Origin of the sequence: Paramesorhizobium endophyticum, assembly GCF_014640615.1 — a bacterium.
Classification (GTDB): Bacteria; Pseudomonadota; Alphaproteobacteria; order Rhizobiales; family Rhizobiaceae; genus Paramesorhizobium; species Paramesorhizobium endophyticum.
Map to the genome: position 1 here is coordinate 180,052 of NZ_BMHH01000002.1, position 14,843 is coordinate 194,894.

Annotated in this window: 10 protein-coding genes, 2 tRNA genes, 2 pseudogenes and 1 other annotated feature; of the genes and pseudogenes, 11 read left to right on the forward strand and 3 right to left on the reverse strand. The window is 60.4% G+C overall.

Going from position 1 to position 14,843, the window contains the following annotated elements:
• Window position 1: 1 nt before the first annotated feature.
• Window positions 2-754 (reverse strand): transporter substrate-binding domain-containing protein, encoded by a 753-nt coding sequence (locus tag IEX53_RS03335; RefSeq protein WP_236016032.1) that lies wholly within the window; start codon window positions 752-754, stop codon window positions 2-4.
• Between the two features lie 311 nt (window positions 755-1,065).
• Between IEX53_RS03335 and IEX53_RS03340 the strand changes: the two genes are divergently transcribed.
• Window positions 1,066-2,097 (forward strand): (5-formylfuran-3-yl)methyl phosphate synthase, encoded by a 1,032-nt coding sequence (locus IEX53_RS03340; protein WP_188821437.1) that lies wholly within the window; start codon window positions 1,066-1,068, stop codon window positions 2,095-2,097.
• 123 nt (window positions 2,098-2,220) lie between these two features.
• Here the strand turns inward: IEX53_RS03340 and IEX53_RS03345 are convergent, their stop codons facing one another.
• On the reverse strand, window positions 2,221-2,931 hold the full coding sequence (locus IEX53_RS03345; RefSeq protein WP_188821438.1) for an SDR family oxidoreductase: 711 nt from the start codon (window positions 2,929-2,931) through the stop codon (window positions 2,221-2,223).
• A 133-nt stretch (window positions 2,932-3,064) separates the two neighbouring features.
• Between IEX53_RS03345 and IEX53_RS03350 the strand changes: the two are divergent.
• The 6 genes and pseudogenes from IEX53_RS03350 to IEX53_RS24320 form a co-directional block, all read left to right on the forward strand.
• Window positions 3,065-3,718: pseudogene (locus tag IEX53_RS03350) on the forward strand (YiaD family glycine zipper/OmpA-like lipoprotein); the annotation flags it as partial.
• A 368-nt stretch (window positions 3,719-4,086) separates the two neighbouring features.
• On the forward strand, window positions 4,087-5,175 hold the full coding sequence (gene recA / locus IEX53_RS03355) for a recombinase RecA (RefSeq protein WP_188821442.1): 1,089 nt from the start codon (window positions 4,087-4,089) through the stop codon (window positions 5,173-5,175).
• A 227-nt stretch (window positions 5,176-5,402) separates the two neighbouring features.
• Window positions 5,403-8,063 (forward strand): alanine--tRNA ligase, encoded by a 2,661-nt coding sequence (alaS, locus tag IEX53_RS03360; RefSeq protein ID WP_188821444.1) that lies wholly within the window; start codon window positions 5,403-5,405, stop codon window positions 8,061-8,063.
• Between the two features lie 1,047 nt (window positions 8,064-9,110).
• Complete coding sequence (locus IEX53_RS24315; RefSeq protein ID WP_373288540.1) at window positions 9,111-9,206, forward strand: hypothetical protein; 96 nt, start codon at window positions 9,111-9,113, stop codon at window positions 9,204-9,206.
• Between the two features lie 549 nt (window positions 9,207-9,755).
• A pseudogene (locus IEX53_RS03370) lies at window positions 9,756-10,381 on the forward strand (IS3 family transposase); the annotation flags it as partial.
• Window positions 9,899-10,015 (forward strand) — a sequence feature (AL1L pseudoknot). It overlaps the preceding pseudogene by 117 nt.
• A 578-nt stretch (window positions 10,382-10,959) precedes the next feature.
• Complete coding sequence (locus IEX53_RS24320) at window positions 10,960-11,859, forward strand: recombinase zinc ribbon domain-containing protein (protein WP_373288553.1); 900 nt, start codon at window positions 10,960-10,962, stop codon at window positions 11,857-11,859.
• On the opposite strand, the gene IEX53_RS03380 is transcribed toward IEX53_RS24320, so the two are convergent.
• Window positions 11,818-11,892 (reverse strand) — tRNA-Asn (locus IEX53_RS03380). The genes IEX53_RS24320 and IEX53_RS03380 overlap by 42 nt on opposite strands.
• A 149-nt stretch (window positions 11,893-12,041) precedes the next feature.
• Here IEX53_RS03380 and IEX53_RS03385 point away from each other — a divergent pair.
• The 4 genes from IEX53_RS03385 (at window position 12,042) to IEX53_RS03400 (ending at window position 14,733) form a co-directional block, all read left to right on the forward strand.
• On the forward strand, window positions 12,042-12,302 hold the full coding sequence (locus tag IEX53_RS03385; RefSeq protein WP_188821446.1) for a hypothetical protein: 261 nt from the start codon (window positions 12,042-12,044) through the stop codon (window positions 12,300-12,302).
• A 90-nt stretch (window positions 12,303-12,392) separates the two neighbouring features.
• Window positions 12,393-12,466: transfer RNA gene (locus tag IEX53_RS03390), tRNA-Cys, on the forward strand.
• Between the two features lie 82 nt (window positions 12,467-12,548).
• Complete coding sequence (locus IEX53_RS03395) at window positions 12,549-13,226, forward strand: protein-L-isoaspartate O-methyltransferase family protein (protein ID WP_188821448.1); 678 nt, start codon at window positions 12,549-12,551, stop codon at window positions 13,224-13,226.
• 133 nt (window positions 13,227-13,359) lie between these two features.
• A complete protein-coding gene (locus IEX53_RS03400; protein WP_188821820.1) occupies window positions 13,360-14,733 on the forward strand; it encodes a TolC family outer membrane protein in 1,374 nt (457 codons plus the stop codon).
• The last annotated feature ends 110 nt before the right edge of the window (window positions 14,734-14,843 follow it).

The following is a 14,843-nucleotide window of genomic DNA, read 5'->3' on the forward strand; positions in this document are numbered from 1 at the left end:
CTCACCCGAACCATTTGTCGTAAACCGCCTTGTAGGCGCCGCTTCCCTTCGATTGATGCAGCCATTGATCGACGAAGGCTTTCAGATAGGGATCGCGCTGCATCCAATAGGCTTTTTCGGCGAAATTGAACGGCTTGTCGGGATGCACCGCGCATAGCACCCCCGGGTGCAGCTTCTGCTGATAGACCGTTTCCGGCGCGTCGGTAATCATCACATCCGCCTTGCCGGCCGCGATCTCATCGAAAATTCGGGTGTTGTCGTCAAAGACGGTTATCTTCGCTCGTTTCAGGTGGGTTCGTGCAAATTTTTCATTGGTGCCACCAGGATTTACGATCACGGTCACATCCGGCTTATCGATTTCGGCCACTGTCTGGAACTTGTCCTTGTCCGCGCAACGCGCGATCGGCGTCTTGCCCGCCTCCATATAGGGCGTCGAGAATAGGCCCATCTTCTGCCGGTCGAGCGTGATGGCGACGCCGCCCATTGCGATATCGAATTTATGCGCCTCGAAATCACGCGTGAGCTTCGGCCATGACGTCGGCACGATCTCAAGCTTCACCCCCAACGCATCCGCAAGGCGCTTGGCCTGATCGATGTCGAAGCCGGAGAACTTGCCCGATTCCGGATCCCGGTAGGTGAACGGCTTGTAATCACCGGTCGAGCCGACCCTCAAAACACCAGCCTTGATGATTGCGTCAAGTCCAGTCGCGGGCTGTGTATCGCGGGCGAAGGAGGGGAGGGTGCTAAAGAGCAGGAATAGGAAAACAACGAGGGTGCGCAAGGGTTAAATCCTCTTGTTTCAACATTATTATATATTTCCATTGCGCGGTTGACTTCAATAAATTCACGAACAAGTTATTCTTGGTTTTAAATATATTACTATTTACTCCATGTGGTGCATGCCATCGCGCCGGACGCGGCACCACTCCGACGGTAGCGATCTATCTGGCTTCTTGATTATCATTCGCCGTCATGCTCTTGCGTGGTTCACAAATTTCCATTTAGCCGCATGATCCCGTTCGAAAGCCTGCAATTTTCGGAATCGTGCTGCCAGAGGGCTGCTTTATGACGAAGATGCTGGTGAGCGTGCGGAACCGCGAAGAAGCCCAAACCGCGTTGAAGAGCGGGGCGGACATCGTTGACCTCGCGAGCGGCAAGGCGGGAGGCCTTCCCGTTGATACAGTCACGGAAGTGGCCAAACTCGCTGCGGACGGCGGTGGGGTGAGCGCGGCCTGTTACGATCCCGACATGGAGCCGCACACAATCCTGCACGAGGCGGAGAAAATAGCGGCGGCAGGGGCGGATTATATCAGGATCGGACTGTTCCCATCCGAGCGGCTTCCCGGCTGCGTCACTGCGCTGAGCAAGCTTGCCGGAACTGCGAAGCTGATCGGCGTGCTCTATGCCGGGCAGGACTATCCCGACGAACTGCCGGCATCCCTCGCCAGAGCCGGCTTCCACGGCATCATGCTGGACACGGCAGAAACCGGCGAGCGGCTGCTCGACCGGTCAAGCCTTGACCTGATCGGCGCTATCATCGCCACTGCCCATGAGCACTCGCTTATTGCCGGAGTTGCGGGGGGACTGGAAGCACCTGATATCCCGCGGCTTCTCGTCCATCGCCCGGATTTCCTGGGGTTCCACGGTCTTGATGCGGACGAATTGACGACCATCCGGGCGCTTATCCCGGAGATGGAGATACGCGCTATGGAACCTCATTTCTCCAAGCCGGAACAGGGAGATCTCGGGACCTATAAGATTTTTGTCCGCGATTTCGCGCTGCCGGTCCATATCGGCGCTTACAGCTTCGAGCATGGAAAGCCTCAGCAAGTACGCTTCGACGTGACGGCTGAAGTGCGCCGCGTGGTGCGCATACCGGTTGAAATGCGCCACGTCGTCTCCTACGATCTAATAATGGACGGCATCAGGAGCATCGTCGCGCGCGGGCACGTTGAGCTTTCCGAAACGCTGGCCGAGGAAATCGCGAGCCTCGTCCTGGCTCACCCCCGCGTCATCCATGTGGTGGTCAGGGTCGAGAAGCTCGAACTCGGGCCGGGCGGCGTCGGTGTCGAGATCGAGCGTTCGCGGCGGGTCTAGAGCATGATCCCAAAAAGTTGCAGACTTTTTGGGATCATGCTGAAAAAACAAATGGTTAGAGCGCGATGTCCGATTCCACTTAATTTCATCTCGCTCTAACGCAAGCAGCGGCTATGCGCGGCTTTATACGTGCCGCGTAATCCCCCCATCCACGCGGATGTTCTGCCCCGTGATATAGCTCGCGTCGTCCGACAGCAGGAACGCCGCCGTCGCTGCGATTTCCTCCACGGTGCCGATGCGCTTCATCGGCACGGCGGCCAATGTTTCCGGCGTCTGGTCATAGCTGTCGATATAGCCGGGCAGGAGGGCGTTCATGCGGATATTGTCGGCGGCGTAGCGGTCGGCATAGAGCTTGGTGTATGCCCCGACTGCGGCGCGATAGGCGCAGGAGACCGGGAATTTCAGCGTCGGCTCGAAGGCGGCGAAGGTGGTGATGTTCACCCATGCGCCCTTGCCCTGCTGGAGCATGAAGGGCGTCACCAGCCGCGCCATGCGCACCACATTCAGCACCATCATCTCATTGCCGAGCGCCCAGCCATCGTCGGTGATATCGAGAAGGTCGCCCTTCGGCGGATGGCCGGTATGGTTGACCACGGCATCGATGCGGCCATAGCGGCTTGCTGCTGCGTCGACCAGCGCTTCGAGATCGGCAAGCTTTTCGGCCACACCCTTGATGCCCACGCCGCCCAGTTCTTCCGCCAGCTCGACGGCGCTGCCCGAGGGCGACATGAGAGCCAGCCTGTAACCGCGTTCGTGGAGTTTCCGCGCAATCGCCGCGCCCATGCCGCGACCGCCGCCCGTTATCACCGCCACTGGCTTTTCATTCGTTGCCATTCGCTTTCTCCTCGATTTGACCTTGCCGCCGCAACTTGACTATGAAGGCAATATCGTTAACCAAGTTCCACCTTCTCGCCGCAATCGCCTCTATGATCGCGGCACCGCATACAAATCCGGGGACGATTCTGTCATGATCAAGAAGCTTACCATTACCGCCGTCGCGGTGACGACCTTACTCGCCGGCTGCACGACCGATCCCTATACGGGCGAGCAGAAGATGTCGAAGACAGCGGGCGGCGCGGCGCTGGGCGCGGCTGTTGGCGCGCTGGGCGGCCTCGCGGTCGGCGGATCGAGCCGCGCGCAGCGCAATGCCGTGCTGATCGGCGCGGGCATCGGTGCGCTGACCGGCGGCGCCATCGGCAATTACATGGACCGGCAGGAAGCCGAACTCAGGGCCCAGCTTCAGGGCACGGGCGTTTCGGTCACCCGCAATGGCGACAGCATCATCCTCAACATGCCGTCGAACATAACCTTTGACACGGACCGGGACCAGGTGAAGAGCCAGTTCTACCCGACGCTCAATTCCGTCGCCATCGTGCTGCGCAAGTTCAATCAGTCGCTGGTCGATATCTACGGCCATACCGATTCGACCGGCAGCCCGTCCTACAATCAGCAGCTCTCGCAGCGCCGCGCACAATCCGTGGCAAGCTATCTGGGCGCGCAAGGCATTGACCAGCGCCGCTTCGCCGTTACCGGCTTCGGCGATACGCGTCCCATCGCCTCCAACGCCTCGGAATCGGGTCGCGCGCAGAACCGCCGCGTCGAAATCCAGATATCACCGCTTGCCGAAGGCGGGCAGGGCGGCGGCGGTGGCTACGGCCAGGGTGGCGGCTACGGCGCGCCGGGCGGTGGCTACGGCGGGTATTGATCCGTACCGCTTGCATCAACTTCATCAAAGCGCGGTCCTTCGGGGCCGCGTTTTTGTTTGCGACGAATCGTCAAATCGGAGCGGAGCGGATCAAAATCGTTCCGGGTCCAAATTTTTATTAACAGGGCCGGCTACATATAAGAAAGAACGTATATGGAACATTTTTATAATAAATTGAATTCTCAATGGCTTGCCCTGCTTGCCAAGCGGGAACAAAACGAATACAAATAGTTTACCAAGAACGGGCTGTCCGGGCTTCATCCACCACAGGGGGCTAGTGTAACATGTCTCAGAATTCATTGCGGCTTGTTGAGGAAAAATCAGTGGACAAGACTAAAGCTCTGGACGCGGCGCTGTCTCAGATCGAGCGGGCGTTCGGCAAGGGATCGATCATGCGGCTCGGCAGCAACGAGCAGGCGGTCGAGATCGAGACGATATCGACCGGATCGCTTTCTCTGGATATCGCGCTCGGCGTCGGCGGACTGCCCAAGGGACGTATCGTCGAAATCTATGGTCCGGAAAGCTCGGGCAAGACGACGCTGGCGCTGCACACCATCGCCGAAGCCCAGAAGAAGGGCGGCATCTGCGCCTTCGTCGACGCGGAGCACGCGCTCGATCCCGTCTATGCCCGCAAGCTCGGCGTCGATCTGGAAAATCTGCTGATTTCGCAGCCCGACACGGGCGAGCAGGCGCTGGAGATCACCGATACGCTGGTGCGTTCGGGCGCCATCGACGTGCTGGTGGTCGACTCCGTCGCTGCCTTGACGCCGCGCGCGGAAATCGAGGGCGAAATGGGCGATTCCCTGCCGGGCATGCAGGCTCGCCTGATGAGCCAGGCGCTGCGCAAGCTTACCGCCTCCATTTCCCGCTCCAAATGCATGGTCATCTTCATCAACCAGATCCGCATGAAGATCGGTGTCATGTTCGGCTCGCCCGAGACGACGACGGGCGGCAACGCCTTGAAATTCTATGCGTCGGTTCGTCTCGATATCCGCCGCATCGGCGCTCTCAAGGAGCGGGATGAGGTGGTCGGCAACCAGACCCGCGTGAAAGTGGTGAAAAACAAGCTGGCGCCTCCCTTCAAGCAGGTGGAATTCGATATTCTCTACGGCGCGGGCGTTTCCAAGGTGGGCGAACTGGTCGATCTGGGCGTCAAGGCCGGTGTGGTCGAGAAATCCGGCGCGTGGTTCTCCTATAATTCGCAGCGCCTGGGGCAGGGGCGTGAGAACGCCAAGGTGTTCCTCAGGGACAATCCCGAAGTGGCGCGCGAGATCGAACTGACCCTCCGCCAGAATGCCGGTCTCATCGCCGAGCAGCTTCTCGAAAACGGCCCCGGCGACGGGGATGGTGACGCCGACGCCGGGGATATGTGAGCCCTCTAATAGGCTTTGTTTCTCTGACAGCCCGCCTCTCTCATGAATGAGGGGGGCGGGCTTCTGTTTATCGTGGGGTATTCCGGGCGCATTTACCTCGCTGTCTTTCCCTTTTCGGATTGTCTGGACACGATCCGGCAGCATCGCTAAAAGCGCCGGAAGGAGCATTTCAAGAAGGCGAAGCCTGTCGTGCAAGAGCACAGGTCAAAGCCCCCAAAGGTTGGAACATGAGCGGCGTCAACGAGATACGGTCGACATTCCTCGAATATTTCAAGAAGAACGGGCATGAGATCGTGCCGTCGAGTCCGCTCGTGCCGCGCAACGATCCGACATTGATGTTCACCAATGCCGGCATGGTGCAGTTCAAGAACGTCTTCACGGGCCTCGAGCAGCGCCCTTACAGCCGGGCCACGACCTCGCAGAAATGCGTGCGCGCCGGCGGCAAGCACAACGACCTCGACAATGTCGGCTACACCGCGCGTCACCACACCTTCTTCGAGATGCTCGGCAATTTCTCCTTCGGCGACTATTTCAAGGAGGAGGCGATCGGCCTCGCCTGGAATCTGATCACCAAGGAATTCGGCCTGCCGAAGGACAAGCTCCTCGTCACCGTCTACCACACCGACGATGACGCGGCGAATTACTGGAAGAAGATTGCGGGCCTGTCCGACGACCGCATCATCCGCATTGCCACCAGTGATAATTTCTGGGCGATGGGCGATACCGGCCCCTGCGGCCCGTGCTCGGAGATCTTTTTCGACCATGGCGACCATATCTGGGGCGGCCCTCCGGGAAGCGCGGAAGAGGATGGCGACCGGTTCATCGAAATCTGGAACCTGGTCTTCATGCAGTTCGAGCAGCTGACGAAGGAGGAGCGCGTGGCGCTGCCGCGTCCGTCGATCGACACCGGCATGGGCCTCGAGCGCGTCGCCGCGGTGCTGCAGGGCGTGCATGACAATTACGACATCGACCTCTTCAAGGCGCTGATCCGCGCATCGGAAGAGGCGACTGGCGTGAAGGCCGAAGGCAGCGCCCGCGCCAGCCATCGTGTCATCGCCGATCATCTGCGCGCGTCGAGCTTCCTCATCGCCGATGGCGTGCTGCCGTCGAATGAGGGGCGCGGCTATGTGCTGCGCCGTATCATGCGCCGCGCGATGCGCCATGCGGAGCTTCTGGGCGCGCGCGATCCCTTGATGTGGCGTCTTCTCCCCACGCTCGTCCGCGAGATGGGGCAGGCTTATCCGGAATTGGTCCGCGCCGAGGCGCTTATCTCCGAAACGCTGAAGCTCGAGGAAACCCGCTTCCGCAAGACGCTGGAGCGTGGGCTCGGCCTGCTCGGTGAGGCGACCGAGAGTTTGAGCGAAGGTGCGCAGCTCGACGGCGACACCGCCTTCAAGCTCTACGACACCTACGGCTTCCCGCTCGATCTGACGCAGGATGCGCTGCGCCAGCGTGGCATCGGCGTCGATGTCGAAGGCTTCAACGTGGCCATGGAGCGCCAGAAGGCCGAGGCGCGCGCCAACTGGACCGGCTCCGGCGATGCGGCGACGGAAACCGTGTGGTTCTCCGTGCGAGACAAGGCAGGCGCGACGGAATTCCTCGGTTATGAGACCGAAAAGGCCGAGGGCGTCATCACGGCGCTCGTCAAGGACGGCGCGGTTATCGACAGCGCCGGGGAGGGCGAGACGGTTGCCGTTATCGTCAACCAGACGCCGTTTTATGGCGAATCCGGTGGCCAGGTCGGCGACACCGGCACGATTTCGGGCGAAGGCTTTACCATCGAAATCACCGACACGCAGAAGAAGGGCGACGGCGTCTTTGTCCATCTGGGTCGCGTGACGAAGGGCACCGCTGCGACCGGCGCGGCGGTGGAACTCGCCGTCGATTCGGCGCGCCGCACCCGCATTCGCTCCAACCATTCGGCGACCCATCTCCTGCATGAGGCGCTGCGCGGCACGCTCGGCACCCATGTGGCGCAGAAGGGCTCGCTCGTCGCGCCCGAGCGGCTGCGCTTCGACTTCTCGCATCCCAAGCCGATCAGCCCTGAGGAATTGAAGCGGATCGAGGATATCGCCAATACCATCGTGCTGCAGAATTCGCCCGTGACCACGCGGCTGATGGCGGTCGATGACGCGATTGCCGAGGGCGCAATGGCTCTCTTCGGCGAAAAATACGGCGATGAAGTCCGTGTCGTGTCGATGGGCTTGTCGGAGGACGGCCCGAAGGCGGGCAAGGCCTGGTCGACCGAGCTCTGCGGCGGCACCCATGTGCGCCGCACCGGCGATATCGGCCTGATCCGGATCGTGTCCGAAGGCGCGGTCGCGGCAGGCGTGCGCCGCATAGAGGCGCTGACCGGCGAGGGGGCCCGCCGCTATCTCGAGGAGCAGGACGAGCGGGTAAAGGCTCTTGCTTCCGCGCTGAAGACGACCCCCGCCGAAACCCTTGACCGCGTCAACGTTTTGATCGAGGAGCGCCGCAAGCTTGAGCGGGAACTCACCGAAGCCCGCAAGAAGCTCGCGCTTGGCGGTGCGTCTTCCACCGGCGGCAATGGCGCGGAAACCGTCAACGGCGTCAATTTCCTCGGCAAGGTGGTGACCGGCGTTTCGCCGCGCGACCTGAAGCCGCTTGCGGATGAAGGCAAGAAGCAGATCGGCTCCGGCGTGGTTCTGTTCATCGGCGTCGGCGAGGATGGCAAGGCGAGCGCCGTGGCAGGCGTGACGGAAGATATGGTCGGCCGCTTCAGCGCCGTCGACCTCGTCCGCGCCGCCTCCGCCGCTCTCGGTGGTGCGGGCGGCGGAGGCCGTCCCGACATGGCCCAGGCGGGCGGCCCGGACGGCGCAAAGGCAGATGCCGCCGTCGAGGCGGTGAGGGCTGTGCTGGCGGGATAGAGGGAAGGTTGGGGGACGGGCTGTTTCTGGCGCGGTTTTCAGTTGGATGACACCGTCGGTTCTGCCCGGCGCTTCTCCCGCATGGGGATCGCGAATACTGGCCGAGGCGAATTCTAAAGCGCGTTGCGTTTAATCGCACCGTGCAACGCGCTTTACGCTTTTGTTTTTTAAGCATGTCTTTGCCCAAAACCGGTTCTCACTTTTGGGATATATGCTTTATCGCAGTGATTTCGTCTTAGTCCGGCTGCGCAGCACGGAACCGTGAGGCTTTGGGATTTCTCTCAGCGATCGGCATTCCCGAGCATACGTTATGTAAATGCGCGCGCGGGGAGGTCTGCTATCGCCTCTGTAGGGCCGCGGAAAGAACCCGCCGCTTGATGATTCTATATAACTCCCATCCAGCGAGGGTTGCCGCTTCAGGAAGTGACGGCGGCTGACGCATCGGTCGACCCGAACTCCCTCCCAAGATAGGGATTGCGCCTACAGCCCAGTGCAACAGCCGATATTAACCCGCGGGAAATATTAAAGCGCTTCGCACTCTGTCAATCCTGGAAGGCGCTTGCACCTTCTCTCGCCTGGAGTTAAGCACATTTTTGGATGCAAACCTGAGGTAGTGATAAATTTTGGCCCTAGCAGGAGCGAGATGCTTCCAGATAAGCCAACATAGGCCTTCCAAAAAGGAGTTGGAGGAAGGCTTAATTGCTGAAATCATTGAACAATGTCATCTTTGAAAGAAAGTGGCTCCCCGAGACAGACGAATCCGCGAATTACGAATACGATATTCCCCTCCATTCTACGCCACAACCCGCCGTCAAGATGCGCAAGCGCGATCGGGCGGAGAAGATTAGGCTGGCCGGTGAGCCTAAAGCATGTCTCCCAAAAGTGGGAACCGGTTTTGGGGTAAAGACATGCGCAAAAACAAAAACTTAAAGCGTGTTCCATGAATGCGATAAAATGCAACACTTAAGCCCACGTTAAGAGCGCGCGCGATAGCCCTTTGCCTAGGAAAAGGGAGAGGTCCGGACAAAGGATCTTACCGATATCGGGGTGCACCGGTGCTACCTTACCCGGATGGTTGACGAGGGCCTGCTCGTGAAAGTGGGCTACGGTCGGTATCGCGCGGCGGTACATAAAGCGGCTTAAGGGGCCGTCAGCGCATCTGCCGCGAGACGGAGTTCGCTATGGCCATCAGATGCTTCAATGCTGGGTTGGAGTTGGTCGGGGACCATACGGTGCTGACCGGGAGGTCGCCCTCGGGGCAGACATTTGTTTGAACACGACCCCAGGCCACTCGATGTCAAGGGTCGATTCGCTTGAGAGGGTCAAGCCGTAGCCCATCGCTACGAGGCTCATTAAACTGTCTCGGCCGACATCGTGAATGTCGATTGTACGGCTGGTCTGCCGGTGACGCGCTCCACGTCGCTGGTCACGACTTCGGCCCAGCCCTCGCGGACGGGGTAGTGAATGATCGAGCAGCGCATGAATGCGCGATAGCTGTAGCGGCCATAATCTTGACCAGCGCTTCTACATCGGCATTCAGACGCCGCTCGTTGGTATCATCCTTTGGTGGACGAGACTGGTCGAGCGGCGTCGCGACCCAGCATACGGCTGGCCCGTCGCTCCGAATATCTGCCGCGCACCAAGGGCCTGCTTAATTGACTAACGGAGACGGGAGTAACGCGGACGCCAGCCACGTTGCATGAATGGGTGAAGAAGACCGAGGTCGACACCGGCAAACGAGCAGGTTTGCCGAGTGATGTGGCCGAGAAGATGAAGGCTCTTGAGCGGGAGCACCGTGAGCTTCGTCAGGCCAACGAGATTCTGCGCAAGGCGTCCGCCTATTTCGCGATGGCGGAGCTCGACCGCCCCTTCAAACGATGATCTCGTTCATCGACGAACACCGAGGCGTGTTCGGGGTCGAGCCGATCTGCAGGCTGCTGCCGATTGCCCCATCCACCTATTACGCGAATGCCGCCGAACGTGAGAACGTGAGCCGCCTGTCGGTCCGCGCCCGCAGCGATATCGCCTTGAAGATCGAGATACGTCGTGTCTTTGAACAGAACTTCCGAGTCTATGGCGTTCGCAAGGGCTGGCGGCAATTAAAGCGGGAAGGCTTCGACGTCGCCCGCTGCACTGTTGCCCGGCTGATGAGGTCGATGAGCCTGCAGGGTATCATTCGCGGAAAGCCGATCCGCACCACGATCAGCGACAAGGGAGCGCCATGCCCGCTCGACCGGGTGAACCGCCAGTTCAAAGCCCCGGCACCCAACAGGCTGTGGGTTTCGGATATCTTCTACAGTGCGCCTCGTCCCGGATGGTCCGGGGTGCATATGACTGGAATGCGTTGAGAAAGGAGGATTTGAGGAATGCCCTGCTCCCTGCTGTGAGGGGGGCAAGAGCCCAAGCGGCGGTGACCTGTCGTCAACTGGCAGGGTGACGTAGCCCGCAGGTAAAGGGAATTGAGGCGAAGCCGTTACGCCGAGATGGTTCCCGAGGCTGTAGCACTGGAAGGTTGAGGAACACGAAGGTTAATCCGCATCCGAGGGCGGAAATGTCGCCTTCGCTTACACGGCTTAACAGGCGGAATGCTGATGAGGTCGCCGGAGACGTATGTCGGCGGCATCCGAATGTGGGCGGACATGTAGGTCGCCTGCAGGGAGCCATGGGGAGAACACAGCCAGACCATGGCAGCGGCATCGACTTGCGGGACGCAAGGGACAAGGACTGCGACCGGCAGCCTCACCAATACGCTGACGTCCAGTATATAACGAGGGAAGGCATGATGGAATGCCAACGAAGTATTGCTTTGCAAGGGAGTTGACTCTGATGTCCATCATGCTGGCGGAGTTCCCGTAGTAGTCCCCGCGAGACCTACATCGGGAAGCACCGCTTCAACGTGTCTAGCTGGCGGAAGGGCGTAGAGAAGCCGGCGGACGAAGTCGTCGAGGTCGAGGTCGAGCCGATCATTACCGTAGAAGAGTTCGAAGAGGTCCAAGCGATCATGCGCTCGCGCAGCCCGCAACTCCGGGCGCCCCGTTTCGTAAGCGGCCCGACCTTGCTCGGCGGCGTGGCGTTCTGCGCCGATTGCTGTGGCGCTATGACGCTTCGAACGTCCGGAAAGGGAACTGAATACCGCTACTACACCTGCTGCACGGCTGCGCGGCAGGGCCCGAAGGGCTGCAAGGGCCGATCCATCCCGATGGACGAGCTGAACGACCTGGTCGTCAACAGCGTCGTTGATCGGCTCCTCAGCCCGCATTTCCTCGAAGAGGCGCTCAGCGCGCTTCTGAAACGCCGGGATGAGGCGGCGGAACGCGAGACGGGAAGGATCGTCGCGCTCAAGCGGAACGCCTTGGACGCAGAAAAGAAGCTGACGCGTCTCTACGAGGCCATCGAGGCGGGCTTGGCCGATCTGACGGATTCGAACCTCAAGGGGCGCATCGCGGAACTTAAGAGGATTCGGGATTCGGCCCAGGCGGATGTGGAGCGGGCAGAAGGTCGGCGAGGGGAGAGAATCGAAATTACCCCACAGGCCCTTCGGACGTTCGCTGCCGCAGCAAAGGACCGGATGCGGGGCGAAGATGGTTCTTTCCGGCGGAACTACATCCAGCAGCTTATGCAGCGAGCCGAGGTGGGAACCGACGAAATTCGGATAGTGGGATCGAGGGTCCGGCTCCTCCAAACGCCCGTAGCGTCTGGAAGAAAGCCTGGAGTGGAAACTGCGGCGCACGGCGTTCGCAGTTTCGATCTGAAATGGCTCCCCGGGCCGGATTCGAACCAGCGACCAACCGGTTAACAGCCGGTTGCTCTACCGCTGAGCTACCGGGGAACGGGCGCTCATTCATCAGCGATGACGGGCCTATAGCAAAAGCATTTCGTATTTGCCAAGGGGCCTTCTGCGTTTTTTTCATCTTTTTAGCCGAAACATAACAATTATATAGGTTCGAGGGACCTTGAGACCGGAACAAAGAGGAACGAATGGACCAGCCGCACCCTCCCAATCGCCCCGGAAGCGCCCTAAATGCGCTGGGATGGCGTATTCCGATTCCCCGATCGCGTCTTGCGCGGCGGATTCTGGGCGGGCTGCTCGTTTGCGGCGGCCTGCTTGGCTTTCTTCCCGTGCTCGGCTTCTGGATGATTCCCCTGGGGCTCCTGGTGCTGTCACATGATTCTGCAGTCATCCGCCGCTGGCGACGTAAGCTCGAGGTGCGCTACGGGCGGAAATGGCGAAAGAAATGAAATTTTTGCTTTGCCCGCAGCATCTTGGCTGGATCATGCTTGACGGGCCGAAAGTCATCACCTATTGAGCCTCACAACGCTTGTGCGGAAGGCCTCGTGGCGGAGTGGTTACGCAGAGGACTGCAAATCCTTGCACCCCGGTTCGATTCCGGGCGAGGCCTCCAACTTAGCGTTCGCGGGTGTCCATATTATCCAGCGCGCCCTGATCCCGCGTTATTCGCGCGTGAAAAGGAAAGCCTTCGGACGATGACCGCCAATTTCCAAGATCTGCGCACCAAAATGGTCGACAACCAGATCCGCACCACGGATGTGACGGATGTCGCGGTTCTCGACGCCTTCCTGAGCGTGCCGCGCGAGAAATTCGTGCCGGCTGCCTGGCGTGACCTCGCTTACATCGATGAGGACGTCTTGCTGAAGTCTGCGACAGCCGCCGGAGAGCCCGCGCGCTATCTCATGGAGCCTTCGCCCTTCGCCAAGCTCGTGCAGCTTGCCTCCATCAATCCCCGGGAGCGCGTTCTGGCGATCGGAACCGGAACCGGATACTCGGCAGCCATCCTGTCTCAACTTGCAGAGGCGGTCGTCGGTCTGGAAAGCGATTCCGATCTGGCTGCCGAAGCCACGGCGAAAGTGGCCGAACTCGGGTTTAACAATGTCGTGATCGCAAACGCGCCGCTGCCGGAAGGCGACGCCGCCCGCGCGCCTTATGACGTCATACTTCTTGAGGGAGCCGTGGATTTCGTTCCCGATGCGCTCTTCGCCCAACTGGCCAATGGCGGACGTCTCATTGCCGTCGAAGGGCACGGAAACGCTGGAGTCGCAAGGCTTTACGTCAAGGATGACGGCATCGTCTCCGGGCGCGCGGTTTTCAACCTGGCGGTCAAGCCGCTTCCCGGTTTCGCCCGCACGCCGGAATTCCAATTCTGATATTTCGCATATGGTAACATATCTGCAACGCCGCTTAAATTGTTCGGGGGGTGGATTGGCAAAAGGGAATTTTACCGGTTATTAAGGCTTGCCCGAACCGCCCGGTTCGGTTGGCGGATTCGACATGATTCATATGAGGTTCACTGTGTTCAAAGTACGCAAGGGATGGTTGGCTGCGGTATTACTTTCGGGCACGGTTCTGACGAGCAACGCAGCCTTGGCCGAAACGCTCACGGGCGCGTTGGCCAAAGCCTACCAGTTCAATTCATCGCTCAATTCGACGCGCGCCGGCCTCCGCGCGACCGATGAGGATGTGGCGATCGCCAAGTCCGGCTATCGCCCGACCATTCAGGGCACGGGGCAATTCGCCCGCAGCCGCAACGGGCAGACCAATGCCAATGCGACGGTGGGCAGCGTCGGCATTGAGCTGAACCAGACGCTGTTCGATGGGTTTCAGACCAAGAATAACGTTGCCGCGGCGGAAACGAATGTCTTCGCCCAGCGCGAGAACCTCCGCAACACGGAATTGAACACACTGTTCGATGCGGTTGAGGCCTATATGAACCTTTATCAGGCCCGCCAGATCGCCGTTTTGCGCGAGCGCAATCTCGCGGCGTTGAATGAGCAGGTGCGCGCCGCCAGGGCCCGTCTCGATGTCGGCGAGAACACCCGCACTGATGTGGCGCAGGCGGAAGCCTCCCGCGCCACGGCGATCGCGGATCTCAACCAGGCGCGCGCCGACGTCAAAACGGCCGAAGCGACCTATCGCCAGATCGTCGGCGCCGATCCCGGCACGCTGAAGGCTGCGCCCGTTGCGCCGAAACTGCCGCGCTCGGTAAGCCAGGCCTTCCAGATTGCCGCTGCGTCCCACCCGGCGATACTCGCCACGAAATATGCCGTCGATTCCGCTGGCTATAATGTGAAGGCGAAGGAGGGGGCGCTGCTGCCGACCCTCGGCCTCAATGCCGAGGCCAGCAAATCCGAGACATTCGCTGGTGAGGAAAGCTTCGGCGATGGCAATTCGGCCTCCATTGGTGTGCAGGTGACCATTCCGATCTATTCGGGCGGACGGACCTCCGCCCAGGTCCGCCAATCCAAGGAAGTATTGGGTCAACGCCGCATTGAGGTCGATGTGACGCGAGACCAGGTGCGCCAGGCGGTTGCCTCGGCCTGGTCGCAGTATGAGGGTGCCCGTGCGTCCGTTGCCGCCCAGCGCGAGGCGGTCGACGCGGCCAAGCTGGCCCTGCAGGGCGTCGTCGAAGAGCGCAATGTCGGCCAGCGCACGACGCTCGACGTGTTGAATGCGCAGAACGAAGTGGTGACGGCGCAGATCGCGCTCGCCCAGTCGGAGCGCGACATGGTGGTAGCGAGTTACGCGATTCTGCAGGCGGTCGGTCGTCTGACGGTTGGCCAGATGGGCCTGAAGGTCGCCGAGCACAGGCCGGAAGAGCATTACGAGGCCGTGAAGGACAAGTGGATCGGCCTGCGCACGCCTGACGGTCGGTAAGAGCAGGGCATTTCCCTTTTGCTACGAGAGCGGCGCCGCTGGGCGCCGTTTTTTGTTGGGTCAGTGCTCGTGAAGTTGCGCGTCCCCGCAAAATCCCGCACGGCAACATA